Source organism: Sneathiella sp., from assembly GCF_036844445.1.
Taxonomy (GTDB): Bacteria; Pseudomonadota; Alphaproteobacteria; order Sneathiellales; family Sneathiellaceae; genus Sneathiella.
Window position 1 is genome coordinate 236,440 of the sequence record NZ_DAIUFV010000005.1, and the last position, 24,851, is coordinate 261,290.

Genomic DNA, 24,851 nt, shown 5'->3' on the forward strand with positions numbered 1-24,851 from the left:
ATGGCCTGCCCTTTGCGAATTGAGGGGAGCGCAAAAAAATCGGCCCCGAACGCCACGCGTCGGGGCCGGGCCGGATCGTCAGGAAGATGCCCCTTTACGTGTCGTAGACACGCTGATCGTCGATCACCTTGCCATCGTTCGGCAGGGAGCCCGGCGGGGTGACGCTCACTGTCGCATTGAGTTTGAGGACGGCCGAAACGCTCTCCCGATAAGCGGAGATATTGTCGCCGGGCGCTTCCAGCAGCACGGATACGTCATCCTTTTCGCCCGCGCGCGTCACGACGACGCGAGCCTTTGTCACCTCCGGGTGTCGCTTGACGAGATCCGCCACCTGCTCGGGCCGGACGAACATGCCCTTGATCTTCGTTGCCTGATCGGCGCGGCCCATCCAGCCCTTGATGCGAATATTTGTCCGCCCGCACGGGCTCTGCCCGGGGAGGATTGCCGAGAGATCCCCAGTCGCGAAGCGGATCAGCGGATAGTCGGGGTTGAGGCAGGTCACGACAATCTCGCCGACCTCGCCGATGTCGACCGGATTTCCGGTGCCGGGCGTCACGATTTCCACGACCACGCCTTCATCGACGACCATGCCATCCAGCGCTTCGGTCTCAAAGGCGACATTGCCGAGATCTGCCGTGGCATAGTTTTGCAGGCAGAGAATACCGCGGTCGCTGTATTCCTGGCGGAGCGAGGCAAAGAGCGCGCCCGCGCCGACGACCGCGCGCTTGAAGTGGAGCCTGGCGCCCAGCTCATCGGCGCGGTCCAGGATAATCTTCAGATAATCCGGCGTTCCCGCATAGACGGAGCATTTTACATCGGCGGCGGCGCGAACCTGCAGGTCCGTCTGCCCGGTGCCCGCCGGAACGACCATCGCACCGAGCGCCCGTGCGGCGCTGTCGAACATGATGCCGGCCGGCGTCAGATGGTAGGAGAAGCAGTTCTGCACGATATCGCCCTTGCGAACGCCTGCGGCATGCAGAAAGCGGCCGACCCGCCCCCAGTCGCGGCCCGCGCTTCCCGGCTCGTAGATCGGCCCGGGCGATTGAAAGACATGCGTCGGGTTCGAGACCAGCATCCCGCCAAACGGCGGCGCCTTGGCCTGAAGACCGGTGAGGCTCGATTTGCGAAAGACCGGCAGCTTCGGAAGATCGTCGATGCTGCGCACCTCGTCCGCGCCCGGCAGCTCCGTTCCTTGCACCCGAAGCTGGGCCAGAATGTCAACCAGCGCGCGGGATTGAGCCGCGGCGCGCTCATCGGAACTGCGAACTTCCAGCTCATCATAAAAGGTCATCTTTCCATCCTCATATCTGCCGGCTGTGGCAGCGATAGCCGGCGTCACATAAATGCGGCAGGAGGGCAGGCTTCGCCGGTCCCTCCTGCACGTATCGCCTGCCCCTCCCGGGAGGCTGCATTCCTCCCGGGATAATCACAGGATTACTCTGACTTGAAGGACTTGGAGCTTTCCCTCACGACTTCCCAGACGCGGTCGTTATAGGCGCTGATCCAGTCTGTCTGCGGAACCCATTTCTCGCCGTCCCACATTTCGATACGGGTCTTGCCGCCGCCGCCATGATCCTGCGCGGTCACGGTCACCGGCGCGAAGAGGCCGTTGGCATCATAATCCTTGATGCTTTCGAGACCTTCTTTCATTGATGCCGCCGTCAGAGGCCAGCCGTTCTTTTCAATCGCAAGACGCGCTCCTTCAAACGCGACGGAGTATATCGCAACGCCGGTGTTGTAATACACGTCGTTCAGGGTCGCCCGATCACCATTGCCCTTGCCCTTGTCATACAGCTCAGCAATGATTTCCTTGATGATCGGAACTTCCTGACCGCCGGCGACGTTCGTGCCGCGCTTCAGGCCCTTGGCCTCCGCCGGGCCGATATTCGCGATATCGGTTTCGTTCAGCCAGTTGACGGCAATATATTTTTCCATCGGAATGCCGTTGCGCTTCATTTCACGGGACGCCACCACATGCATCTTGGAGAGCGACCAGCTGATGATCGCATCGGGCTGGAAGCGACGCAGCTGTGTCCAGGCGGACGACTGATCGCTACCCGGCAGCGGATAGGGGAAGAGGCCAAGCTCAAAGCCTTCCTTCTCGGCCAGCGATTGCAGAATTTCAATCGGTTCCTGCCCGAACGGATAATCGACATAAACGAACGCCACCTTCACACCCTTCAGCGAGCCGTTGTTCTGCTGACGGATATATTCGATATCGTTGACAGCCTGCCCCCAGTAGGTCGGCCCGATCGGGAAAATCTGCGTGAAGACATCGCCGTCAATCGCATCGCCGCGACCGACGAGAGACTGCAGAAGAATATTCTTGTCATTCATGACGCGCGGCAGCACGGCAAGCGATACCGGTGTCGAGAGCATATCAAAGATGAAGACGCCTTCGCGCTTCAGCTTCTCATAGCATTCGATCCCGCGCTGCGGCTCGTTGCCATGATCCTGAACGATCAGCTCGATCGGATGGCCGTCAATGCCGCCCTTCATGTTCATCAGGGTCGCGAGATCGCGGGCCCCCTGAACGACCTGCGGGGTGACGAATGTGTACGCTTTACTAAGGTCGTAGCAAACGCCGAATTTAATCGGGTCGGCGGCCTGCGCCGTACCGGTGGACAGCGTTGCAACCGCCAGTACAGCCCCCGCCGCCAATCCCTTTGCATATTTTGTTATCGAAACCATTATCTCCTCCATTGATTTAACTGCTAGGCGCGAGTGATCACGTCAACCAGCGTTTGCGCCTTCTGTAATGCTTGATGTCGTGGAAATTCTTTGCTTCACCTCCTCCCAGGTAAAACTCCTGAATATCTGAATTGGCCGTGAGCGCGGCCGCTGTGTCATGCATCACCACCCGACCGTTCTCGATCAGGTAGCCGTGGCTGACGATTTTTAGCGCCGCAACCGCATTCTGCTCGACCAGCAGAACCGAGAGGCCCTGCTCGCGGTTGATTTTCTGAATGATGTCGAAGATCTCGACCACCAGGAAGGGCGCAAGACCAAGGCTTGGCTCGTCCAGCATAAGCAAGCGCGGCTGCGTCATCAGCGCCCGGCCGATCGCGAGCATCTGCTGCTCGCCGCCCGAAAGATACCCCGCCTCCGATGATTTTCGTTCGGCAAGGCGCGGGAAATATTCATAGATCCGCTCCTTCTCCGATTTGACTTTCTGCCGCGACATCGACATTGGCGCCGCCGCTTCAAGATTTTCATCGGGCGTCAGATGCTCGAACACCCGCCGGCCCTCGATGACGTGACAGATACCGAGTGCAACGCGGTCCTGCGGTGGGCTGTCGCCGATTACCTTGCCGTCGAACCTGATCTCGCCGCGGCTGACCTTGCCGCGTTCCGATTTCAAAAGGCCGCTGATCGCTTTCAGCGTCGTGCTTTTCCCGGCGCCGTTGGAGCCCAGAAGCGCAACCATGCCGCCGCGCGGGACTTCCAGCGACACCCCCTTGATCGCCAGCAGGACCGAGTCATAGAGAACCTCAATATTGTTGAGGGTCAGGATCGGATCCGCGGCTGTCTCTCTTTCGTTTGTGCTGTTCATGGCAGACCCTATTTTTTCATCTGGTCAAACGGCCAGACCAGGAAATAATCACGGATATTGTTGTAAATCTTGCCGAGGCCCAGCGGTTCCACCAGCAGGAACAGGATGATCAGCGCGCCGTAAACCGCGGTCGGGATATGGGCAAGCGTTTCCGGATTGAGCTTCAGCCCGAGGAAGTCCGCAAACATCGCAAACAGGCTGTTGGTGATGCCCGGCATCAGCAGGATGAGCGCGACGCCCAGATAGCTGCCGATAACACTGGCAAGCCCGCCGACGATAACCATCGCGAGAACCTGGATGGAGACGTTGACGGAGAACTGCTCCGGTGTCGCCAGGAAGAAGAAGGTGGCGACCAGCAGCGCGCCGCTGATACCGGCGATAAAGGACGAGGCCGCGAAGGCGACAATCTTGTAATAGAAGCTGTTCACCCCGAGGATCGCCGCGGCGTAGTCTTTCTCGCGCACCGCCACCAGCGCCCGCCCGAGCCCGGTGCGGCGCATGTTGAGGATGAAAACCGTCACGATCACGCACCAGCCGAAAGCGACATAGTAAAGCCCGGCGTCGGACGTGATCGGCTGGCCAAGCAGCTTGAAGGTCGGTGACTGCAAGGAGGCGTGGGAGCCGCCCGTCACCGCCGGCACGTGCGAGAGCACCCAGTCCATGACGAACTGCATGGCGAGCGTGGTGAGCGCAAGATAAAGCCCTTTCACCCGCATCGCGGCAAAGGAGAAGACCGTGCCGATTGCCGTCGCGGCCAGCCCCGCGATCAGAAGGGCGATTTCCCACGGGATGCCAAAGCGCGCGGCATGAACGGCGGAGTAGGCGCCGACCGCCATGATGGCGGCATAGCCGAGATGGAGCTGCCCCGCCCACCCGGTCACAAGGTTGAGCCCGAGCGCCGCCGCCGTCCAGATCAGCCATGGCAGGATGTAGCTGTTCAGATACAGGCTGCTGACGATAAACGGGGCGATGACACCGAGGAAGAACAGAAACCAGACGAGGTTCCTGTCTGTCGGAATGGGGAAAAGCTTGCTGTCAGAAACATAACTGCGATGATGAATACCGGCCTGACGATAGAACATAGCCTTATACCCTCTCGATATCGTGACGGCCGAACAGGCCGTGCGGCCGCACCATCACGGTGAGAACCAGAACAATCGCCACCACCAGCTCGCGGCTGCCGCCGCCAACCAGCGGATCGAGATAGGCCGCGCCGACATTCTCGAGAATACCGAGAAGGATGCCGGCGAGAACGGCGCCGAACAGGCTGTCAAGCCCCCCCAGAACAGCGACCGCCAGCCCCTTCAGCAGCAGCAGCGCGAGCGACTGATCGACACTCTGGATCTCGCCCCAGATAACGCCGGTGATGACGGCAACGACGGAGGCGAGGGCCCAGGACAGGCCGACGCCGCGCTCGACCGAGATGCCGACGGACCAGGAGGCCATGTAATCATCGGAAATCGCGCGCAGGCGAATGCCGAGACGGCTGCGGAAGAAGAGAACGATGAGGACGAAAAGCGCAATCGAAACCGCCGCGCCGATCATATGAACCCGGCTGAGCAGCAACGGCCCGAGGAAGAAGGGATCGTAGCTGACGCCAAGTTCCACGGGCCGCGAGGTGCCGCCCCAGACGGCCATCGTCGTCCCGCGGATAAAAATGTCGAGCCCGAGCGTCATCATCAGGATCATCACGATCGGCCGCCCGGCGAGGCGGCGCAGCGCCACCTTTTCGATCCCGAGACCGACGAAGAACATGATGACGATTGAGAGCGGGATGGCGACCCAGAGCGGCAGGCCAAGGTTCAGCGAGAAAGCGAGCACGATATAGGCGCCAAGCATCGTCAGCGCCCCTTGCGCCAGATTCGGCACCGAGGAGGACTTGTAGACAAGCACAAGCCCGATCGCGAACAGGGAGTATAATAGCCCCGTCAGCGCGCCGTTGACTGCAAGTTCAGCCAGGAAAATCCAGTCCATTCAAACCTCCCATACCAGCAAGGTGCGTTCCACTTTGCTTGTCTCGCCTGTTTCGTAAGTCACAATCGCTGTCATATGCACTTCCCGCGATCCGTCATAGAGCGCGGTGATGACCGGCGCATAGCGTTCCTCAACCACCGAGCGCCGCAGCTTTCGGGTGCGGGTAATTTCCCCGTCATCGGGGTCGAACTCCTTGTGCAGGCTGACAAAGCGATGCAGTCTCAAAGTTTCCGGAAGCGCCGTATTGACACGCACAAACGCGTCTTTCAAAAGCGCAGCAACTTCATTGCGCTGCGAGAGATCCGCGTAAGAAACGTAGGGAACGCCGTTGACCTCCGCCCAGTGACCAACCGCCTCGAAATCGATACAGACCATCGCGGTCAGCTGATCGCGGCCCGCGCCGACCACCGCCGCATCCCGGATGTAGGGGCTGAATTTCAGCCGGTTTTCGATATAGTTGGGAACGAAGCGCTCGCCCGCCGCGGTGCGGACGACTTCGGAGACGCGGCCGAGCACAACCAGATGACCGTTATCCTCAATATAGCCCGCATCGCCCGAATGCAGCCAGCCATCGCGGATCGTCTCGGCTGTCGCCTCGGGGTTGTTGAAATAGCCATCGAAGACGCTGGCGGCCCGGATCAGGATTTCGCCATCTTCCTGGATCTTCACCTCTATCCCCGGCAACGGGCGTCCGACGGTGTGCAGGCGCACTTCGTCCGCCGCCTGGATCGCATTGAAGGCGCTGTTCTCGGTCTGGCCGTAAAGCTGGCGCAGTTTGATCCCGAGCGCACGGTAGAAGATGAAGGTATCCTCCCCCATCGCCTCGCCGCCGGTAAAGGCATGGGCAACGCGGGTCAGGCCGAACTGGTCCTTGATCGGCCCGAAGATGATCCATTCGCCGAGCCGGCGCCACAGCCATTCAAAGCTGCCGCCCTCGCCCTTGCCTTCGAGCTTGTTGCGCTCCGACGCGATCGCGCGGTCCATGAACATGTGGTAGAGGCGTTTTTTCAGCCAGGTGGAGTTTTCGATCCCGACCTGGATCGTCGTCAGCATATTGTCCCAGCTACGCGGCGCGGCGAGATAGAATGTCGGGGCAATCTCCCGCATGTCGCGAAGAACTGTTTCCTGCCGCTCCGGGATATTGACGCGGAAGCGATAGGTAACGGCCGCCGCGACCGTCAGCGCATAGTCGCCGACCCAGGCAAGCGGCAGATAGGCGAGCACCTCCTCCTCCTCGGCAAAGGCGCCGCCGTCATGTGCACTCCGCGCGGCCGCGATAACGTTTCGCTGGTTCAGCACAATGCCTTTCGGCTTGCCTGTCGTGCCGGAAGAATGCATGAAAACTGCCGGATCCTCGGGCGTCGACTGGTTGATCAGCTGATCCCGCAGGCCGGGGTTCGCCGCGAGATTTTCTTCGCCTCGTTGGCGAAGTTCTTCCCACGACATCAGGCCGGGCACCTGATAGTCGTTCAGCCCGCGCTCATCATCATAGATGATATACGGGATGTCGCTGCCCGCCGCCCGCAGGTCGAGCACCTTGTCGACATGCTCCTGATCCTCGGCGAGCGCCGCGGCCATCGTCGTTTCATTGGCGAAATGCTTGAGCTCATCGAGCGTCGCGCCGGAATAGGTCGGCATCGCATATCCGCGCAGCATCGACATGCTGAGCATGCCTGCATAAAGGCGGATCCGATTGTCGCCGAGGATCAGCATTGCTTTGCCAGGCCCGACCCCGAGAGCATGCAGCCCGGCGGCACATTTGATCACCTCATCGGCATATTCCGCCCAGCTCATTTCCTGCCAGATGCCGCGATCCTTTTCGCGCATGGCGACTTTCGATCCGAATTCGGTCGCGTTGCGCATCAGCAGTTGCGGCAGGGTCTTGCCCGCAAGCGGCGTCTGATCGAACGACAAAGCGGGAGAGGTCATGCTTTTATTCCCCATGGCCGTCTCCAATATAAGCGCGGATCACCCGCGGGTCCTTGATGACCTCTTTCGGAATGCCGCTTGCGATCATCTCCCCGTAGTTGAGTGCCAGCATCCGGTCGCATATCCCGACGATCACATCCATATGATGCTCGATCAGCAAAACGCTCACTCCCCGTTCGGCGCGCGCATCGAGAATGAAGCGCGCCATATATTCCTTCTCTTCCTGATTCATGCCCGCCATCGGCTCATCGAGAATGAGCAGATCGGGCTGCGCCACGAGCGCGCGCGCCAGCTCCACCCGCTTCTTCAAGCCGATCGGAATGCCGTCGACAAGCTCGTGACGGATGCTTTCAAGCTGCAGAAATTCGATGATTTCCTCGACGATCTCGCGATTGGCCATCTCCTCGGGCCGCGCCAGCCACCAGTACATAACCGTGCGGAAAACGCCGGAGTGCATATGGATGTGGCGGCCGAGCAGAATGTTATCGAGAACACTCATGCCGTTGAAAAGCGCAAGATTCTGGAACGTCCGCGCGATGCCAAGGCGGGCGACTTTATGCGGCGAGGTTCCCGTGATATCCTTGCCGTTCAGCTTGATGCTGCCGGTGTTCGGCGGGTAAAAGCCGGTGATTGCGTTGGTCAGCGTCGTCTTGCCGCTGCCGTTTGGCCCGACCAGGCCAAAGATTTCCCCCCGCCGTATTTCCAGATCCACACCTGTCACCGCAACCAGCCCGCCGAAACGGCGTTCGATCGCGCGGCACTCAAGTAACGGCTCCCTCTCCCTGTCAGAACTCATATTACTCATTTTCCCTGTCAAAAGTCATATTCGCTCCTCCCCTCGAACCGACTATTCCTCCGGCTTTGCGTCTCGTGGATTTGCGAGATCAAAATACGTCGGACGGCCTGTCGGCCAGGGGTCCCCCCATAATTGCTGACCGCCATCGACGGTCAGAACTTCACCGGTAATAAATTTGCCGGACGGCGCCGACATATAAACAACCGCTTCTGCGATATCCCATTCGTCGCCCGCGCGTCGCATCGGGTTTGATTCATGGAATGTCGCCGATCCCTCCGGCGGATAGTTGGCGAAACCGCTGCTCTCGCAGCAGCCCGGCGCAACGCAATTCACCCGGATCTCGTAGGGCGCCCATTCCACCGCGACCGTTTTGGAAAGATAAATCACCCCGGCGCGCGCCGCCGTGGTATGGGCAATTCCCGGCATGCCGCGCCAGATATCAGCGGTGATGTTGACGATGACGCCGGGATTTTTCTTCTCAACCCACTTGCGGGCCGCCGCCTGCATCATCCACCAGGTTCCGTTGAGGTTGGTATCGATCACAGCGTTCCACCCCTTCGGGGTGAAATCGAGAGCCGCCTGCGGAAACTGGCCGCCGGCGTTATTGACCAGCACATCAAGCCGCCCGAAACGCTCATGCACGCCGTCGATAAAGGCATTTACCTGATCGGTGTCGCGGATGCTGAGCTGCCGGGTCATGACCTCGCCGCCGAAGTCCGCGAAAAATGTCGCGGCAGCCTCAAGCTTCTCCGGATTTCGCCCGCAGATGGCGAGATTGGCGCCAAGGCGTGCGAACAACGTCGCGATGGCGCGGCCGAGACCGCTGCCTGCACCGGACACGATAACCGTTTTGCCCGCGAACAGATCCGATTTGTAAACTGTCGGAATTTCTTTAAGCCGCGCTTCCGAAAATCCGAACGCGCGGGTCGATGACTCTCCCATAGTTCTCCCTTCAGACGATGTTATCCCGCCTTTGGTAAAAAACTAACACATGTTAGATTCGTCTTCAAGCCATATATGTTGTTATTCTAATAAATTTAGATACAATCCCTGACAGCCTTGATGGCGCAACGTTTTCCTCCCTGAGCGCACCGAGCTTTTCATGATTCCTCCCAATCACTGAAGCTTCATATGACAACTAACTGATCCTTTTCCGTGGCAACTGTCAATAGAATCGTGGCAGGCAATCTTGTTATGATCAACTTCACTGCCATCGCAACTGCTGCTTAAACGTGGCGGGACCTATCCTCGCAGCCCTTGTTGTGCGGGCCGTTGCGCGGGCCGGCATGGTCGCGATGAGGCAGCGTTTCCGGCCGCCATACGCGCCCGTCCCGCTGCGGCATAAATCACATAATTAGGAAAAGACGATAATACCCACTTGTCATATTTTCTAACGCCTGTAAGATTTACAAAAGACGGATTCACCGTCTGCGGCAGGGAGGCCATAGATGAACTTTTTACCGACCGATGACCAGCTCGCATTCCGTGATGCGGCCGCGCGCTTTGCCCGCGAGCGACTTGCGCCGACCTATCTCGAGCGCGCCAGGGTCCATCGCCTCGACAGGCAACTGGTACGCGAAATGGGCGCGCTCGGCCTGATCGGGCCTGATCTGCCCGAAGAGTTTGGCGGCATGGGCCTCGAGCATACGACGGCCGGTCTGGTGACCGAGGAAATCGCCTATGGCGACTTCAACATGAGCTATATCCAGCTTCTCGCGTCCCTGATGGGCGGGATGGTCGCCGAGCATGCGGCGCGGGATATCGCGATGGAATGGCTGCCGCATGTGATCGCGGGCGAAAGGATCATCGGCCTTGGCCTTACCGAGCCGCGCGGCGGCTCCGATGCGGCAGGGCTGCAGCTGAAAGCCGAGAAAACGAGCCACGGCTGGCGGCTGAATGGCGAGAAAACCTCGATGAGCGCCGCCGATCAGGCGGATGCCGCCGTCATCTTCGCCCGCACCGGGGAGGGCACGACGGGTTCCAACGGCGTCAGCGCGTTTTTTGTCGACCTCAATGAAAAAGGCGTGAGCCGCACCCATTTCGACGATATCGGCACCAAGCCGGTCGGGCGCGGCTCGGTGTTCTTCGATGATGTCGTCATTCCGTCCGAATGCCTGATGGCGACGGAAGGTCGCGCGTTCGGGACGATCATGGCGGGATTCGATTTCAGCCGGGCGATGATCGGGCTGGAATGCATCGCCCCGGCGCAGGCCTCGGTGGATGAAACCTGGGCCTATATTCAGGAACGCGATGCCTTTGGCGCGCCTCTCGCCCAGTATCAGGGCGTCACCTTTCCGCTGGCGGAGGCCGAAACCCAGCTTACCATGATGCGCCAGCTTTGCTACTACACGCTCAGCCTTCGCGACAAAGGCAGGCCGCACACCGCCGAGGCGGCCATGTGCAAATGGTATGTGCCGAAAACCGCCTGCGAGATCATCCATCAGTGCCTGATCCTGCATGGCCATTATGGTTACACCACGGACCTGCCGTTTCATCAGCGCTACAACGATGTTCTCGGCCTGCAGATCGGCGATGGCACGGCGCAGATCCAGAAGCTGGTCATCGCCCGCGAGAAGGTCGGCCGCATTGCCCTGCAATATGACAAGCGCGGCAAAGGCGGCGCCAAATGATGGCCCCGGTCACCATCTCGACCGAGGGAGCCGTCGGCATCATCGAGCTCAGCCGCCCGGAAAAGCTCAACTGCCTGTCGCTCGAAGTGCATGAGCTGATCGACAGGGCACGGGAGGACTTTGAGAAAAACCCCGCGATCCGCGCCCTTCTCATCCGCTCGCGCGGCAAGCATTTCTGCACCGGCGCCGATCTTGGCGAAGTGAAAACCTGCCGCGCGGAAGAGGCGAAGCTCGATCATTTCGTGAGATTCGGGATGGACGTTCTGATGCGGCTCGAGGCGAGCCCGCTGCCCGTCATCGTCGCGGTGCAGGGCCTCTGCCTCGCCGGCGGGCTGGAGCTGGTGCTCGCTGCCGATGTCTGCTTCGCAGGCGAAGGGGCGAAGTTCGGCGATCAGCATGCGCAGTTCGGCCTCATTCCCGGCTGGGGCGGCAGTCAGCGGCTGACGCGGCTCTTGGGCGCGCGCCGGGCGCTCGATCTGATGTTCTCGGCGCGCTGGATAACCGCCGACGAGGCGCAAGCGATGGGTCTCGTCAATTACGTTGTCGCCGATGAGGCGTTGCAGGCGCACGCGCTTGAGTATGCCGCGAAGCTCGGGACGCGTTCGCGCGCCGGGCTTGCCGAGATGAAGCGGCTCGCACGCACCGGCATTGAAATGCCCCTCGAGGCCGCGATGGATCTTGAGCGCGCGGCCATCCTTGAGCACTTTCAAAGCGCCGATGTGGCGGAAGGGCTGGACGCCTTTGAGAGCCGCCGCACCCCCGATTTCACCTCATAAAATACCGCGACATCAGTTCGCAGAAGGACAAGAAAAATGGATTTTAGACTGAATGACGAGCAGCGGCAGATCTATGACTATGGCGGACAGCTTGCCCAGCAGTTCGATAACAATTATTGGCTGGAGCACGCCCGCCGCAAGGCGTTCCCGAAGGAGATGTTCGAAAAGATCGCCGAAGACGGCTTTCTCGGGCTGATGGTGCCTGAGGAATATGGCGGCGCGGGTCTTGGGCTCACGGAAATGGCGCTCTTTATGGAGGGAACCTCCGATCACGGTATTCCGCTTCTCAGCGTCGTCGTCGGGCCCTGCATGTCGCTTTCGCATCTTGCCAAATACGGCACGGAATTCCAGCGGCGCGAGCTCCTGCCCGCCGCCTGCCGCGGTGATATCAAATTCTGCTTCGCGATCACGGAAGCGGGCGCTGGCTCCAACTCAATGAAAATGACGACACTTGCCAAGCGCAAGGGCAATCGCTTCTCCCTCTCTGGCGAGAAGACATTCATCACCAGCGCCGATGTGTCCGACTATTGCCTTGTCGTCGCCCGCACCACGCCGCATGACCAGGTCGCGAAAAAGACCGACGGTTTCACACTTTTCGCCGTCGATCTCAAGAAGAAGGGCGTCGATATGCAGCGCGTCCGTATCTCTATTCCGCTGCCGGAAGAGCAGTGGACGCTGTTCTTTGATGAGGTTGATCTCGGGCCTGAGGATGTGGTCGGCGAGGTTGACGACGGCTTTTCCATCCTCTTTGACAGCCTCAACCCCGAGCGCGTTCTTGTCGCCGCCATCTGCTGCGGCATCGGCCGCTTCGCGCTTCAAAAGGCCGTCGGCTATGCGTCGGAGCGGAACGTGTTCGGCCAGCCGATCGGCGGCCATCAGGGCGTCCAGCACCCGCTCGCAAAGGCCTATGCGAATGTTGAGATGGCGAGCCTGATGGCGCGCCGGGCGGCGTGGGAGTTTGACAATGGCCTGCCCGCCGGCGGCTCCTCCAACATGGCGAAATATGCCGCGGCGGAAGCGGGCGTCGAAGCCGTGGATGCCGCCCTGCAGGCCCACGGCGGCTCCGGCTTTACGGAGGATACGGGCATTTACGAGATGTATCCGCTGGTCCGGCTGCTCAGAACCGCGCCCGTCAACCGCGAACTCTGCCTCAGCTTCATCGGCGAGAAGGTGATGGGCCTGCCGCGCTCCTACTAGACGAAAACCCGATTTTTCAAAGGTGTCGGCGCCTTCGGAAGAGGCGCTGCCCTCAATCACGAGACGTAAAACGTATCATGACGATTTTAAAAACGACCCTCAATACCGCGGCGGAAGAGTTCACTGAAAATGACGCCCATTATCGCCAGAGAATAGCGGAGCTTCACGCGCTCCGTCGCACGCAGCGCATCGGCGGGCCGGAGAAGGTCCGCGCCCGTCATACCGAGAAGGGCAAGATGCTGCCGCGCGAGCGGGTCGAGCAGCTGATCGATCCCGGCACTCCCTTTCTTGAACTTGGCGAGCTGGCCGGCCTTGGCAAATATAAGGATGTGCCGCCCGGCGCCGGGATCATCACCGGCATCGGCGTCGTCTCCGGCCGCCATGTCATGATCATCGCCAATGACGCGACCATCAAGGGCGGCACCTATTTCGGCATGACGACGAAAAAGCATGTCCGGGCGCAGCGCATCGCCTGGAACAATCGCCTGCCCGTCATCACGCTGGTCGACAGCGGCGGCGCGTTCCTGCCCGATCAGGCGAATATCTTCCCCGATGAGGGGCAGTTCGGCTCGATCTTTCACAATCAGGTCGGCATGTCGGGCGATGGCATCCCGCAAATCGCCGTCGTCATGGGGCCCTGCACGGCGGGCGGCGCCTATATCCCCGCCCTTTGCGATGAGGTGGTTATCGTGCGGGGGCAGGGCTTCATGTATCTCGGCGGGCCGGAGCTGACCTTCGCTGCAACCGGCGAGGTTGTCGATGCGGAAACCCTTGGCGGCGGGAAAATGCATTCCTCCATCTCGGGCGTAACCGATCATCTCGCGGAAAATGACGCCCATGCCCTCGCGATTACGCGGGAGATCGTCAAGCATCTTGGCGAGCCGCCGGCCCCTCGCAAGACGCCGGCGAAGCCCAGGCCACCCGCCTACCCGGTCGAGGAAATTTACGGCATCGTCAGCCGCGATGCGAAAGTGCCGACCGACAACCGCGAGGTTCTGGCGCGGCTGCTCGATGGCAGCGAGTTTCACGAGTTCAAGCCGCTTTACGGCGACACGCTGATGACCGGCTGGGGCTATATTCACGGCCATGAGGTCGGCGTGCTCGCAAATAACGGCGTTCTTTTCGTTGAATCGGCGCTGAAGGCGGCGCATTTCATCAATCTCTGCGTCCAGCGCGATATCCCGCTCCTCTTCCTCGCCGACGTCAATGGCTTCATGGTAGGGCGCGAGGCGGAACAGGCCGGCATCGCCAAGGCGGGCGCGAAGATGATCACCGCCATGTCCTCCGCGCGGGTGCCGAAATTCACCGTGATTACCGGCGGCTCCTACGGGGCGGGCTATCTCGCCATGCTCGGCCGGCCCTTTCAGCCGGACGCCATGTTCATCTGGCCAAGCGGCCGGGCGGCGATCATGGGCCCGGAACAGGCCGCGAGCGTCCTGGCCCAGGTGCGCGCCCAGATCAACGAGCGCGAAGGCAAAAGCTGGACACCGGAGGAGGAGGAGGCCTTTAAAGCGCCGATCCGGAAAGAATATGAAACCTTTCAGGACCCGTATAACTTCGCCGCCAACCTCTGGGCCGATTCCGTGATCGACCCGCGGGAGACCCGCGACGTTCTGGCCCTGATGCTCGATGTCGCCGCCCGCCGACCAAAGGCGGACACCAATTTCGGCGTCTTCCGTTTCTGAGGGGAAGAAAAATGAACATCAAAACCCTGCTCATTGCCAACCGCGGTGAAATCGCCTGCCGGATCGCGCGAACGGCGCGGAACTTGGGCATCACACCGGTCGGCGTTCACTCGGCGGCCGATGCGGCGGCCCGCCATGTCCGCGAGATCGGACGCTCCCTGCTGATCGGTGACGGGCCGGCAAGCGAGAGCTATCTCAATATCAACGCGGTCTTGAATGCCGCGAAGCGCTGCGGCGCCGATGCCATTCATCCGGGCTACGGGTTTCTCTCGGAAAATCCCGACTTCGCCCGCGCGGTCGAGGCGGCGGGCATGATTTTCGTCGGGCCGACCGCCGAGACGCTGGAGCGGTTTGGCGACAAGGCGCGCGCGAAAGCGGCGGCGGTGGCGGCAAACATCCCCGTTATAAAAGGGAGCGACGGCGCGCTGTCCGACCCCAGGGCTATCCGCACGGAAGTGCTGAAGATGGGCCTTCCCGTGCTGTTGAAGGCCGTTGGCGGCGGCGGCGGGCGGGGTCAACGGCTCGTGACGAGCGAGGCGACGCTTGCCGCCGATATCGAGGCGGCGCTCCGCGAAGCGCGCTCGACCTTCGGATCGGAAGGCGTGATTCTGGAGCGGTTCCTGAATAACGCCCGCCATGTCGAGATCCAGATCATCGGCGATGGCGCGGGCAAGGTCCTGCATCTTTTCGAGCGGGACTGCACGCTGCAGCGCCGCCACCAGAAAGTCATCGAGGAAGCACCGGCCCCCAGCCTGCCGCGAACCTTGGTCGAAAAAATGGCCGCCGATGCGGTGCGGCTTGGGGAGAGCCTTAGTTACCGCGGGCTCGGGACGGTCGAATTCCTCGTCGCGGGGGATGAGTATTTTTTCCTTGAAGTCAATCCCCGCCTGCAGGTCGAACATCCGGTGACCGAGGCGGTGACCGGCCTTGATCTCGTCGCGCTGCATCTCGAGATTGTCGCCGGCGGCGGCCTCCCCCTCACGCAAGGGGATATCACCTGCACCGGCCATGCGATCGAGGCGCGGCTCTATGCCGAGGACCCGGCGGAGAATTTCGCGCCGTCAACGGGGCGGGTCAGCCACCTCTCGCTTCCCGATGATATTCGCATCGACAGCGGCGTTGCGGCGGGTGACGAGATCAGCCCCTTTTATGATCCGATGATCGCCAAGCTGATCATCCATGCCCCGGACCGGGAAAGCGCGCTATCCGACCTCTCCCGCGCGCTTCGCCGATCGAGCGTGACGGGCGTCGAGACGAACCGCGCCTTTCTCGCAGCGCTCGTCACCCATGCGGATTTTGCTGCAATGGCGGTTCATACCCGCTGGATCGATGCCAATCTCGATCACCTCACCCGCCCCGCCATGGATCCCAACGCCGCGCTCTATGCCGCGATGGCGGCGGTCTTTTATGTGATGCAGGGCCGCGAGGACGAAAGTGGTGCCGTCTGGCAAAACCGTGATGTTTTCACCGGCTGGCGGCTTGGGCTTGGCGATGATCTCCTCGATGCTTGCCAGCGCGTCAGCCTTAAACAGCCGGGAGACGCCGAGCGTGAGTTCCGCGTGACGCCCATTCGCCCGGACGGCAGGTTCATTGTTTTCGATGCGGAGGAGCAGCCGCTCTCGCTCGCTATCGAGAAGATCGCAGACGGACGCGCGCGCGTTACCCATGCCGGGGAGAGCCTGATCGTGGAAAGCCATATCATTGACACGCTGATCGAGATCAGGACGGCGGATGCCACCCATCTTTTCGAGGCGGTCTCTCCCCTCGCTTTTGCGAGCGGGGACGCCGTGGCCGAGCGGGTTCTCACCTCGCCGCTCACTGGTCTTATTGTCAAACTGCTTGTCTCCGAGGGGGACGAGGTCCAGATTGGCGATACGGTCGCCATTCTTGAATCCATGAAGCTTGAAATTCCCATCAAGGCGGCGACAACGGGCGTTGCCCGGAACATCTCCGTGACCGAAGGCGCCATGATCGACCGCGGGGCGGCGATCGTTGAAATTGCAGAAAAAGAAGAGGCCAGGGTATGAGCGACTATCCGAAATTCGTCGAATTCCACGAGGAAGGCCCGCGCGAAGGCTTTCAGATCGAAAAGACCATCTACCCCATCGAGCAGCGCATCGAACTGATCGACTTGCTCAGCGAAACCGGCCTTAAATATATCCAGGTCGGCTCCTTCGTCAGCCCGCGCTATGTGCCCCAGATGCAGGACACGGGGGAGCTGTTCAAGCGCATCAAGCGCAAAGATGGCGTCAAATACACCGCGCTCTGGCTGAATGAGCAGGGCTTTCGCAAAGCCCAGAGCGCCCATAAGGTTGATATGAAGGCGCAGCTTCTTTTCTATGCCTCCGACAGCTTCAGCCGCAAAAACAACAACCTCTCCGCGCTTGAGATGCGCGAGAAGCAGCGCGAGTGGGCGCGGCTCTACAAGCAGGAGGGCCTGCCAATCGAGCGCGCCTATGTCATGGCGGCGTTCGGCTGCAATTTCGAGGGCAATATCCCGACGGAACGCGTTCTCGATGACTTCCGCTTCATTCTCGACCTTGCGAAGGAGGAGGAGATTCCCGTCCCCGACCTGATGCTCGCCGACACCATGGGCTGGGGCAACCCCGAAAGCGTGAAGCGGCTCGTCGGCGCGCTCCGCGATCTGGCGCCGGAGGCGCGCATCGGCATGCATATTCATGACACCCGCGGCCTTGGCATCGCCAATCTCCACGCCGCGCTTTCCATGGGGGTGGATCTTTTCGACAGCTCCGTCGCGGGGCTTGGCGGCTGCCCCTTCGCCGCCCATGGCAGCAGCCGCGCAGCCGGCAATGTCTGCACCGAGGATGCGGTCTTTCTCTGCCACGAGCTCGGCATCGAAACCGGCGTTGACCTTGACAAGCTGATAGCCGCCGCGCGCCATGCCGAGGCGATTATCGGCGCGCCGCTGATGGGCCGCGTCATGCATTCGGGCGGCCTCGACAAGTATCGCTAAAAGGAGTGAAGGACGAATGGCGCGCAAGTATTGGCATCTTGCATCATCCCCGGAACGGCGGAGCGGAACGCAACCCATGCATTGATATACTGTTGCAATTGGGTTGCATTATAGCGCGTTCTGTTAGAAAGTCCTCTGAATAGTCTGGGGGAGGGAACTGATGCGATTGATCGCAATCATTGTTGATATTATCAGTCTGATCAATCTGTGGGTCGGGCGTATTTTTTCGTGGCTTTCGCTGGCAATCGTCGTGGTTTGTTTCACCGTGGTGGTGCAACGTTATCTTTTTGCGACCAGCTACGTCTGGATGCAGGATCTCTATATCTGGCTGAACGGGGCGATGTTTACGGCGGTGGCGGGCTTTGCGCTGCTGCGCGATGACCATGTGCGTGTCGATATCTACTATCGTCCGGCCACGTTGCGTCGCAAGGCGCTGGTCGATCTGTTCGGCGTTATCTTTTTTCTATTACCTTTTACCGCGGTGGTCTACGCCTATTCGATGCCGTTCGTGCAGCGTGCATGGACCTACCACGAGGCTTCGGCGAATGTCGGCGGCATGCCCGGGCTTTTCATCCTTAAATCCTTTATCATCGGCTTTGTTACACTTCTCGCAATTCAGGGCATAGCAATGGCATTGCGATCCGTGCTGGTGCTCGCGGGAAGACCGGAGTTGGTTCCCATACGAATGCGATATCCCATACAGCCCGGAGCTCCCACCGGAGCAGTGAGCTGATGGAGACGATACTGATCGGGGAGATTCTCGCCGGCCTGATGTTCTTTGGCATCATCGGCTTTCTGCTCCTGGGATTTCCGGTCGCGTTCACGCTGGCCGGTGTCTCCCTCGCGTTCGGGCTCGTCGGGCTGAGTCTCGGCGTTTTCGACATCTCCAACTTCGGCGCGCTGCCGAACCGCTATATCGGCTTCATGACCAACGAGGTTCTGGTCGCGGTGCCACTCTTCATATTCATGGGCGTGATGCTGGAGCGATCGAATATCGCCGAACAGCTGCTGATGACCATGGGCAAGCTGTTTGGCACCCTGCGCGGCGGTCTTGGTATTTCCGTCATTGTCGTCGGCGCCCTGCTCGCTGCCTCGACCGGGGTTGTCGGCGCGACGGTCGTTACTATGGGACTAATCTCGCTACCTGCAATGTTGCGGGCGGGCTACAATCCCAAAGTGGCAACCGGCGTCATCTGCGCGAGCGGCACGCTCGGTCAGATCGTTCCGCCATCGACGGTCCTGATCTTTCTTGGCGACATGCTGTCGGGGATCAATGCTCAGGTGCAGATGACCAAGGGCAACTTCGCGCCGGTCCCCGTTTCCGTCGGCGATCTGTTCGCCGGCGCGCTTCTGCCTGGACTGCTGCTGGTCGGCCTTTATCTCTCCTTCATGATTTTCAAGGCGGTCACTGATCCTTCTTCGTGCCCGGCGGTGGAGGTCCCGGCTGACGAGAAAGGCAGCCTTCTGCGCGAGGTCTGCGTGGCGCTGTTGCCGCCTCTCATCCTGATTCTGCTTGTTCTCGGCTCGATTCTCGGCGGCGTCGCCACCCCGACCGAAGCGGCATCGGTGGGGGCAGTGGGAGCGACGATCCTTGCCGCGCTGAGATGGCGTCTGTCCCTGACCGTCTTGCGCGAGACGGCTATCGCGACCGCGACGATTACCAGCATGGTCTTTATCATCCTGCTGGGCGCATCCGTGTTTTCGATCGTTTTCCGGTTGATGGGCGGGGACAATCTCGTTCATGAATTCCTCGGCAATCTGCCCGGCGGGCCGCTTGCGGCAGTCGCCGTCGTCATGGCGATCATGTTCGTTCTTGGCTTTATCCTTGATACATTCGAGATCATTTTTATTGTCATCCCGATCACCGCGCCGATCCTTTTGGCGCTCGACATTGACCCGATCTGGCTCGGCGTGATCGTGGGCGTCAACCTGCAAACCTCGTTCCTGACGCCGCCGTTCGGCTTCTCGCTCTTTTATCTTCGCGGGGTGGCGCCGCCGGATCTGCCGACCTCGGCAATCTATCGCGGCATTATTCCGTTTGTCGGGTTGCAGGTTGCGGCGATCTCCACTCTTTTTATCTTTCCCGAAATCGTCACCTGGCTTCCGACGGTGCTGGGCGGCTGATCGGCGCAACGCACTGCCGCGTGAGACAAACAGAAAAGGCCCGGTCAATGACCGGGCCTTTCGCTTTCTCCCTCTAATCTATCAGATAGAGAAAAAGTTCTTCCGCGCCTGAATGAAGGAGCCGTCGGTTCCTTCGGTGCGGGTGCGGAGAATGTTGAGCGCTTCAATGAAGCTGTCCGCGGTCTTCTTGACGAGCGGATCGCTTGACTGATGCAGCTCGCTCATCACTTCCTTGGCAGCCTCTGCCCCGGCTTTCAGAATGTCGTCCGGGAACTGATGCACCTTCACGCCGTGATCATTGACCAGTGTTTGCAGCGCGCGCGGGTCATTGGCGTAGAAGTCCGAGGCGACCTGGTCGTATTCGGCCTGGGAGGCATCGCGGATCAAAGCCTGCAGATCGGCGGGAAGCGCCTGATACTTCTTCTTGTCAACCACGAGCTCGGTCGCGAGGCCGGGCTCGACGAAGCTCGGCAGATAGTAGTTCTTGGCCACCTGATAGAAGCCGAGCGCGAGATCGTTGTAGGGGCCGACAAATTCGGCGGCATCGAGCGTGCCCGACTGCAGCGCCTGGAAAATCTCGCCGGCCGCAAGGTTGGTGACGGTAACGCCGAGCTTCTCCCACACGCGCCCGCCGAGACCGGGGGTGCGGAAGCGGAGTCCCTTCACCGAGTCAAGGCCGGTCAGTTCATTCTTGAACCAGCCGCCCGCCTGCGTTCCCGTATCGCCGGAGAGGAAGCCCTGCACACCGAACTGGTCATAGATCTCGTCCCAGATTTCCTGACCGCCCATATAGCGGACCCATGCCGCCAGCTCACGCGAGGTCATGCCGTAGGGAACGCCAGTGAAGAAGGAAAGTGCGGGCGATTTATTCTGCCAGTAGTAGGCGGCGCCATGGCTCATCTCGGCCGTGCCGTCGATCACCGCGTCCAACGACTGCAGCGGCGGAACAAGCTCACCCGCCGAATATACCTGAATGGTCAGGCGTCCGCCCGACGCTGCGGTAATCCGGTCGGCAAGACGTTGCGCGCCGACACCGAGACCCGGAAAATTCTTAGGCCAGGTTGTGACCATACGCCATGTGATATTTCCCTGGGCAATTGCCGGCGCGGCAAATCCCGCGGCGGCGGCACCAACGCCAACAACACCCGCCTTGGTAATAAACGAACGTCTATCCATCTGATTTCTCCCCCTATTAGAGATTTACAATTATACCCTGTCATGCCCGATAATAGGATCGAGCATCATTACTCGATAAAACTCTACAACCATCTTTGGAAATTACCAGCCAAAAACGAGCAATTAAACGGATAGGATCATGTATTTGTTGAAGTGAGAAAGACACGCAATTCCCGCGCGTGAAGGTCAGTCCGCGCCCGCGGCCCGTCTAAAGCAGGGTCTGGGGGAGAGGGTCAATGCCCCGACCGCAGGCGAAACGGCGGCCGTAAACCGGCGGGCGGGATGAGGATTCCCGGCAACACCAGGGCGTTGACCGGGGGAGAAATACTAGATATCCAGCCAGGCTTCTTCGCGGGCCTGCTTCTGCTCAAACGCTTTGATATCGGCGTCATAGCCGAGTGTGAGACCGATCTCGTCGACGCCCTTCAACAGGCATTCCTTGCGGAACGGATCGATGTCAAAGCGGTCTTCCCGCCCGTCGGGGCTCCGCACGGACTGCGCTTCCAAATCAATGAAGAGTTCGGCGCCGGGCGAGGCATGAAGCTGGGCGCGGATTTCCGCCACACGCTCATCGGGGAGGCAGATCGGCAGGGCGCCATTCTGAAAGCAGTTATTAAAGAAGATGTCACCGAAGCTCGGCGCGATAAACGCCCTGAAGCCATTGTCGACAAGGCTCGAAACCGCTGTCTCGCGCGATGAGCCGCAGCCGAAATTCTTATTTCCGACAAGAATGCGCGCGCCGTTATAGGCGGGAATGTTCATCGGGAAGTCGGGGACCGGCTTTCCGTTCGCATCATAGCGCAGATCCCGAAAGACATTTTCCGCCTGAACCGGCCGGGGCTTCGCCAGAAACCGTGCCGGCGTGATCTGGTCCGTATCGACATTGACCTGATCAAACGGCATGGCGACAGCATGCAATGTGGTGAAAGCTTCCATTTCTCCCTCCTCAGGCCGTGAGTGTGCGAACGTCCGTGAAATGCCCCGAAACGGCCGCCGCGGCGGCCATCGCGGGACTGACTAGATGGGTACGGACGCCCGGGCCCTGCCGGCCTCTGAAGTTGCGGTTGGAGGTTGAGGCGATCCGCTCGCCCGGCTTGCCGGTATCGCCGTTCATGCCGACACACATTGAGCATCCGGGCTGGCGCCATTCAAACCCGGCCGCCTTGAAAATCTCATCGAGCCCTTCCGCCTCCGCCTGGCTTTTGACGAGACCGGAACCCGGTACAACCCATGACGGGACGACCGCCTTTCGCCCGCGAACAATGGCCGCCGCGGCGCGCAGATCTTCGATCCGGCTGTTGGTGCAGGAGCCGATAAAGACCCGATCGACGGGTATCTCGTCTACCCGCATCCCGGGGCGCAGGCCCATATAGTCGAGAATATTCAGGATCTTCTCCTTAACCATGCCGTCCCCGATATCGGCCGGATCGGGGATGCTCCCGGTGATGGGAAGCGCGTCTTCCGGGCTGTTGCCCCACGTCACCATCGGCACAATTTCGCTCGCATCAAGATGCACTTCCTTATCGAAATGCGCGCCGTCATCGCTGACAAGCTGCCGCCACGCGGCAACCGCCTGATCCCACGCCTCGTCTTTCGGCGCAAACGGCCGGCCCTTGAGATAGGCGAAGGTTGTCTCATCGGGGGCAATCATCCCGGCCCGGGCGCCCGCCTCGATCGACATGTTGCAGACGGTGAGCCGTCCTTCAATGGAAAGGCTGCGGATCGCGCTCCCGGCATATTCAACGACATGCCCGACAGCCCCGGCCGCCCCGATTTTTGCGATAATGGCGAGGATCACATCCTTCGCGGTGACGGAGGGATCGAGAGCGCCATCCACCGTCACGCGCATGGATTTCGGCTTTTTCTGCCACAGGCACTGCGTCGCCATGACATGCATCACTTCGGAATGGCCGATGCCGAAGGCGAGCGCGCCGAGTGCGCCGTGGGTGGAGGTGTGCGAATCCCCGCAAACCAGCGTCAGCCCGGGCTGGGTAATTCCCTGTTCCGGCCCGACGACATGCGCGATGCCCTGACGCTCATCGCCAAGTTCAAAGATTGTGATCCCTGCCTCGCGGGCATATTTATGCATATCGCTAATCCAGGGGAGATTCTGGACATCCTCGGATTTGTTCCAGAGGCTCGGAACGAAATGATCGGGCGTACCGAAGGAACGGTCGGGGCGGCGGAGTTTCAACCCCCGCTCCCGCAGACGGGCAAAGCAGGAAGCGGAGCCGTCATGCATGAGATGGCGGTCAATATAGAGAAGGGAGAAGCCGTCATCGCGCTCAAGGACGAGATGCTTCTTCCAGATTTTATCGAACATCGACTGCTTGTTTTGCATCACCTGCCTCACACCCTGCTGTCAAACCGCTTTATGAAACTTACCGGGGGCCCGATCTCAATCCCGGTAGGCCGTCCGGCGTTTATCCCATTCCTCCGCGCCAAAGCGGTTGAATGTCGCGGCGGGCGATCCGGCGGTGGCCGGCTGAATTCCCTTTTTCAGATCGGCGAGCAGGCGATCACAGGACTCGATGATCCCCCGGAGCAGGATGCCCGGAACGATGGCGATGGCATAACCCAGCCGCTCCGCATCGGCGATCTCCATGCGCGGCGATTTGCCGCCATTGACGACGTTCAGAAGGCACGGCCCGTTGATCAGCGTCGGGATCTTGGAGATTTCTTCCATCGTCTGCGGCGCTTCGAGGAAGATGACGTCCGCCCCGGCTTTCAGCGCGTCATTGCCCCGCGCGACCGCTTCATCAAATCCGGCGACGGCGCGCGAATCCGTGCGGGCGATGATGCAGAAGTCGGGCGACTTGCGGGCCGCGACCGCGGCGCGGATCTTGGCAAGATAATCTTCCCGGCTCAGGATTTCCTTGTTGTCGAGATGCCCGCATTTCTTCGGGAATACCTGGTCTTCGATATGGATGGCCGCAACGCCGGCGCGCTCGAACTCCTGAACCGTCCGATAGACGTTGAGCTCGTTGCCATAGCCGGTGTCCGCATCGCTGATCAGCGGAATATCGATGGAATTGGCGATACGGCCCGCATTGGCGACCATCTCCGTCATGGTGATCAGCCCATAGTCGGGATATCCATGCGTCATCGAGGTTCCGGCGCCGGTCATATAGGCAACCTTGAAGCCCGCATCGGCGATTGCGCGACCGGTAATCCCGTCAATCGCGCCCGGCGCGACGATCATCTCATTGCTATTGAGGAGAGAACGAAAAGTTGAGGCCTTCGTCATCGCACTATTCCTATTCCTTGTTGTTCTATGATTTTGAATTGCTTTTCTTTACGGGTTCGAGATCGTAGCGGAGGACGATCTTCTCGGGCGAGGCGAGAAACTCGATATACTCGACCGCCCGTCCCTGCCGGTCGACCATCAGACAGCGCAGATCAATCAGCGGCGAGCCGATCTTGATATTCAGCCGCGAGGCGACAAGCGGATCGGCAAGGGCCGCCGAGATGCGCTGGCGCGTGCCCACCACTTCGGCCCCGGCCCGCGCCAGCAATTCCTGAAGCGGAGAGCTGCTGAGCTCATCGGCGGTATAGGTCCGCGCAAGGGATTCCGGAACATAGCTTGTCAGGTGGGCGACCGGATACTCGTCCTTGTATCTCACCCTGACGGCCCGCTGAACGAGCCCGTTCTCCGCGTCCCAGAGCTTCTCCCGGACGAAGCCTTGCGCCTCGACATAGTCGAATTCCATGACCTTCGCGGTCGTGTTCGTCCCGAACACCATGATGTTGTTGACAATCGAGGCGGTCGAGGCGCGAATTGGCTCCATTACGGGACGGCGGACAACGCTTCTCCGCCCCGCCCCGCTTTCAATGAGCCCGGCATCGCGCAGACTTTCCATGGCGCGGCGTATGGTTATCCGCGACACGCCGAAGAGATGCGTCAGCTCCTCTTCGGTCGAGAGCTGCTCACCATCGCGATATCGTCCCGAGCGGATGGCGTCCGACAGCACCAGAAATATCTGGTGACTGAGCGGCAGCCCGCTTTTGCGATCAACGCTTATTTTAGTGATGCCCAT

21 protein-coding genes are annotated in these 24,851 nt (G+C 60.4%); 8 read left to right on the forward strand and 13 right to left on the reverse strand.

Going from position 1 to position 24,851, the window contains the following annotated elements; genetic code table 11:
* Positions 1–94: 94 nt before the first annotated feature.
* The 8 genes from V7Z56_RS11935 to V7Z56_RS11970 form a co-directional block, all read right to left on the reverse strand.
* Positions 95–1,291, reverse strand: a complete 1,197-nt coding sequence (locus tag V7Z56_RS11935) for a phenylacetate--CoA ligase family protein (protein ID WP_334129711.1) — start codon at positions 1,289–1,291, stop codon at positions 95–97.
* A gap of 143 nt (positions 1,292–1,434) precedes the next feature.
* On the reverse strand, positions 1,435–2,691 hold the full coding sequence (locus V7Z56_RS11940; RefSeq protein ID WP_334129712.1) for an ABC transporter substrate-binding protein: 1,257 nt from the start codon (positions 2,689–2,691) through the stop codon (positions 1,435–1,437).
* Positions 2,692–2,728: 37 nt separating this feature from the next.
* Positions 2,729–3,553: an ABC transporter ATP-binding protein gene (locus tag V7Z56_RS11945; protein WP_334129714.1), complete on the reverse strand. Its 825-nt coding sequence runs from the start codon at positions 3,551–3,553 to the stop codon at positions 2,729–2,731.
* Between the two features lie 8 nt (positions 3,554–3,561).
* The gene (locus tag V7Z56_RS11950; protein WP_334129715.1) at positions 3,562–4,635 is read right to left on the reverse strand and encodes a branched-chain amino acid ABC transporter permease; all 1,074 of its coding nucleotides are present in this window, start codon (positions 4,633–4,635) and stop codon (positions 3,562–3,564) included.
* A 4-nt stretch (positions 4,636–4,639) separates the two neighbouring features.
* A complete protein-coding gene (locus tag V7Z56_RS11955; protein ID WP_334129716.1) occupies positions 4,640–5,527 on the reverse strand; it encodes a branched-chain amino acid ABC transporter permease in 888 nt (295 codons plus the stop codon).
* On the reverse strand, positions 5,528–7,471 hold the full coding sequence (locus V7Z56_RS11960) for an AMP-dependent synthetase/ligase (RefSeq protein ID WP_334129717.1): 1,944 nt from the start codon (positions 7,469–7,471) through the stop codon (positions 5,528–5,530).
* On the reverse strand, positions 7,461–8,252 hold the full coding sequence (locus tag V7Z56_RS11965) for an ABC transporter ATP-binding protein (RefSeq protein ID WP_334129719.1): 792 nt from the start codon (positions 8,250–8,252) through the stop codon (positions 7,461–7,463). Before V7Z56_RS11965 ends, V7Z56_RS11960 begins: the two co-directional genes overlap by 11 nt.
* 51 nt (positions 8,253–8,303) lie before the next feature.
* Positions 8,304–9,194 carry an SDR family oxidoreductase gene (locus V7Z56_RS11970; RefSeq protein WP_334129721.1) on the reverse strand — a complete coding sequence of 297 codons (891 nt, stop codon included), beginning with the start codon at positions 9,192–9,194 and terminating at the stop codon, positions 8,304–8,306.
* Positions 9,195–9,700: 506 nt separating this feature from the next.
* On the opposite strand from V7Z56_RS11970, the gene V7Z56_RS11975 reads away from it, so the two are divergent.
* The 8 genes from V7Z56_RS11975 (at position 9,701) to V7Z56_RS12010 (ending at position 19,638) form a co-directional block, all read left to right on the forward strand.
* The gene (locus V7Z56_RS11975) at positions 9,701–10,882 is read left to right on the forward strand and encodes an acyl-CoA dehydrogenase family protein (RefSeq protein ID WP_334129723.1); all 1,182 of its coding nucleotides are present in this window, start codon (positions 9,701–9,703) and stop codon (positions 10,880–10,882) included.
* The gene (locus V7Z56_RS11980; RefSeq protein WP_334129724.1) at positions 10,879–11,658 is read left to right on the forward strand and encodes an enoyl-CoA hydratase/isomerase family protein; all 780 of its coding nucleotides are present in this window, start codon (positions 10,879–10,881) and stop codon (positions 11,656–11,658) included. The genes V7Z56_RS11975 and V7Z56_RS11980 overlap by 4 nt, the downstream gene beginning before the upstream one ends.
* A 36-nt stretch (positions 11,659–11,694) precedes the next feature.
* Complete coding sequence (locus tag V7Z56_RS11985; RefSeq protein WP_334129725.1) at positions 11,695–12,855, forward strand: acyl-CoA dehydrogenase family protein; 1,161 nt, start codon at positions 11,695–11,697, stop codon at positions 12,853–12,855.
* 77 nt (positions 12,856–12,932) lie between these two features.
* Positions 12,933–14,540: an acyl-CoA carboxylase subunit beta gene (locus tag V7Z56_RS11990; RefSeq protein WP_334129726.1), complete on the forward strand. Its 1,608-nt coding sequence runs from the start codon at positions 12,933–12,935 to the stop codon at positions 14,538–14,540.
* An 11-nt stretch (positions 14,541–14,551) separates the two neighbouring features.
* Positions 14,552–16,567 (forward strand): ATP-binding protein, encoded by a 2,016-nt coding sequence (locus V7Z56_RS11995; protein WP_334129727.1) that lies wholly within the window; start codon positions 14,552–14,554, stop codon positions 16,565–16,567.
* Positions 16,564–17,514, forward strand: a complete 951-nt coding sequence (locus tag V7Z56_RS12000) for a hydroxymethylglutaryl-CoA lyase (protein ID WP_334129728.1) — start codon at positions 16,564–16,566, stop codon at positions 17,512–17,514. The genes V7Z56_RS11995 and V7Z56_RS12000 overlap by 4 nt, the downstream gene beginning before the upstream one ends.
* A 160-nt stretch (positions 17,515–17,674) precedes the next feature.
* Positions 17,675–18,247: a TRAP transporter small permease subunit gene (locus V7Z56_RS12005; RefSeq protein WP_334129729.1), complete on the forward strand. Its 573-nt coding sequence runs from the start codon at positions 17,675–17,677 to the stop codon at positions 18,245–18,247.
* Positions 18,247–19,638 (forward strand): TRAP transporter large permease, encoded by a 1,392-nt coding sequence (locus tag V7Z56_RS12010; protein ID WP_334129730.1) that lies wholly within the window; start codon positions 18,247–18,249, stop codon positions 19,636–19,638. Before V7Z56_RS12005 ends, V7Z56_RS12010 begins: the two co-directional genes overlap by 1 nt.
* 81 nt (positions 19,639–19,719) lie before the next feature.
* On the opposite strand, the gene V7Z56_RS12015 is transcribed toward V7Z56_RS12010, so the two are convergent.
* The 5 genes from V7Z56_RS12015 to V7Z56_RS12035 form a co-directional block, all read right to left on the reverse strand.
* Positions 19,720–20,814: a TRAP transporter substrate-binding protein gene (locus V7Z56_RS12015; protein WP_334129731.1), complete on the reverse strand. Its 1,095-nt coding sequence runs from the start codon at positions 20,812–20,814 to the stop codon at positions 19,720–19,722.
* 327 nt (positions 20,815–21,141) lie between these two features.
* Positions 21,142–21,750, reverse strand: a complete 609-nt coding sequence (gene leuD / locus V7Z56_RS12020; protein WP_334129732.1) for a 3-isopropylmalate dehydratase small subunit — start codon at positions 21,748–21,750, stop codon at positions 21,142–21,144.
* Between the two features lie 10 nt (positions 21,751–21,760).
* Positions 21,761–23,155, reverse strand: coding sequence for a 3-isopropylmalate dehydratase large subunit (leuC, locus tag V7Z56_RS12025; protein ID WP_334129733.1), 1,395 nt, complete (start codon positions 23,153–23,155; stop codon positions 21,761–21,763).
* Positions 23,156–23,212: 57 nt separating this feature from the next.
* Complete coding sequence (locus tag V7Z56_RS12030; RefSeq protein ID WP_334129734.1) at positions 23,213–24,061, reverse strand: isocitrate lyase/PEP mutase family protein; 849 nt, start codon at positions 24,059–24,061, stop codon at positions 23,213–23,215.
* A 25-nt stretch (positions 24,062–24,086) separates the two neighbouring features.
* Positions 24,087–24,851 carry a GntR family transcriptional regulator gene (locus tag V7Z56_RS12035; RefSeq protein WP_334129735.1) on the reverse strand — a complete coding sequence of 255 codons (765 nt, stop codon included), beginning with the start codon at positions 24,849–24,851 and terminating at the stop codon, positions 24,087–24,089.

What these genes read in the sequence shown, in the direction of transcription:
- V7Z56_RS12010 (WP_334129730.1), top strand. Translation starts at nt 18,247, where the DNA reads ATGGAGACGATACTGATCGGGGAGATTCTCGCCGGCCTGATGTTCTTT.
- V7Z56_RS11950 (WP_334129715.1), bottom strand. Translation starts at nt 4,635, where the DNA reads ATGTTCTATCGTCAGGCCGGTATTCATCATCGCAGTTATGTTTCTGAC.
- V7Z56_RS11940 (WP_334129712.1), bottom strand. Translation starts at nt 2,691, where the DNA reads ATGGTTTCGATAACAAAATATGCAAAGGGATTGGCGGCGGGGGCTGTA.
- V7Z56_RS11975 (WP_334129723.1), top strand. Translation starts at nt 9,701, where the DNA reads ATGAACTTTTTACCGACCGATGACCAGCTCGCATTCCGTGATGCGGCC.
- V7Z56_RS11990 (WP_334129726.1), top strand. Translation starts at nt 12,933, where the DNA reads ATGACGATTTTAAAAACGACCCTCAATACCGCGGCGGAAGAGTTCACT.
- leuC (WP_334129733.1), bottom strand. Translation starts at nt 23,155, where the DNA reads ATGCAAAACAAGCAGTCGATGTTCGATAAAATCTGGAAGAAGCATCTC.
- V7Z56_RS11980 (WP_334129724.1), top strand. Translation starts at nt 10,879, where the DNA reads ATGATGGCCCCGGTCACCATCTCGACCGAGGGAGCCGTCGGCATCATC.
- V7Z56_RS12005 (WP_334129729.1), top strand. Translation starts at nt 17,675, where the DNA reads ATGCGATTGATCGCAATCATTGTTGATATTATCAGTCTGATCAATCTG.
- V7Z56_RS11985 (WP_334129725.1), top strand. Translation starts at nt 11,695, where the DNA reads ATGGATTTTAGACTGAATGACGAGCAGCGGCAGATCTATGACTATGGC.
- V7Z56_RS11960 (WP_334129717.1), bottom strand. Translation starts at nt 7,471, where the DNA reads ATGGGGAATAAAAGCATGACCTCTCCCGCTTTGTCGTTCGATCAGACG.
- leuD (WP_334129732.1), bottom strand. Translation starts at nt 21,750, where the DNA reads ATGGAAGCTTTCACCACATTGCATGCTGTCGCCATGCCGTTTGATCAG.
- V7Z56_RS12000 (WP_334129728.1), top strand. Translation starts at nt 16,564, where the DNA reads ATGAGCGACTATCCGAAATTCGTCGAATTCCACGAGGAAGGCCCGCGC.
- V7Z56_RS11965 (WP_334129719.1), bottom strand. Translation starts at nt 8,252, where the DNA reads ATGAGTTCTGACAGGGAGAGGGAGCCGTTACTTGAGTGCCGCGCGATC.
- V7Z56_RS12035 (WP_334129735.1), bottom strand. Translation starts at nt 24,851, where the DNA reads ATGGGCATCACTAAAATAAGCGTTGATCGCAAAAGCGGGCTGCCGCTC.
- V7Z56_RS12015 (WP_334129731.1), bottom strand. Translation starts at nt 20,814, where the DNA reads ATGGATAGACGTTCGTTTATTACCAAGGCGGGTGTTGTTGGCGTTGGT.
- V7Z56_RS12030 (WP_334129734.1), bottom strand. Translation starts at nt 24,061, where the DNA reads ATGACGAAGGCCTCAACTTTTCGTTCTCTCCTCAATAGCAATGAGATG.
- V7Z56_RS11945 (WP_334129714.1), bottom strand. Translation starts at nt 3,553, where the DNA reads ATGAACAGCACAAACGAAAGAGAGACAGCCGCGGATCCGATCCTGACC.
- V7Z56_RS11970 (WP_334129721.1), bottom strand. Translation starts at nt 9,194, where the DNA reads ATGGGAGAGTCATCGACCCGCGCGTTCGGATTTTCGGAAGCGCGGCTT.
- V7Z56_RS11955 (WP_334129716.1), bottom strand. Translation starts at nt 5,527, where the DNA reads ATGGACTGGATTTTCCTGGCTGAACTTGCAGTCAACGGCGCGCTGACG.
- V7Z56_RS11935 (WP_334129711.1), bottom strand. Translation starts at nt 1,291, where the DNA reads ATGACCTTTTATGATGAGCTGGAAGTTCGCAGTTCCGATGAGCGCGCC.
- V7Z56_RS11995 (WP_334129727.1), top strand. Translation starts at nt 14,552, where the DNA reads ATGAACATCAAAACCCTGCTCATTGCCAACCGCGGTGAAATCGCCTGC.